This window comes from Brevibacterium sp. 50QC2O2 (assembly GCF_024580675.1).
GTDB classification, from domain to species: Bacteria; Actinomycetota; Actinomycetes; order Actinomycetales; family Brevibacteriaceae; genus Brevibacterium; species Brevibacterium moorei.
The window spans coordinates 1-256 of sequence record NZ_JANIJZ010000073.1; the positions used below are offsets into that span (position 1 = coordinate 1).

The window sequence follows — 256 nt, forward strand, 5'->3', positions numbered from 1 at the left end:
GTGTGTGATTTTGTCGCCCAACCATGGGCTGGCTGGTGTCAGGCGTGAGTCTGGTGTCGGGTTGGCTGGTGTGGTTGGTGTGTTTGTTTCTTGTGTTATCCACCCCACCAGACGCTGGGTGGGAGGCTTGTTGGTCTTCTGCTGTGTGTGTTGTGGTGAGTGGTGAAGGGCGCATGGTGGATGCCTTGGCATCAGGAGCCGATGAAGGACGTTGTAACCTGCGATAAGCCTCGGGGAGTTGGTAAACGAGCGGTGA

Annotated in this window: 1 rRNA gene; it reads left to right on the forward strand. The window is 56.6% G+C overall.

Annotation, left to right across the window (positions count from 1 at the left end):
* Nucleotides 1-153: 153 nt before the first annotated feature.
* A 23S ribosomal RNA gene (locus NQ038_RS15265) occupies nucleotides 154-256 on the forward strand; the annotation flags it as partial.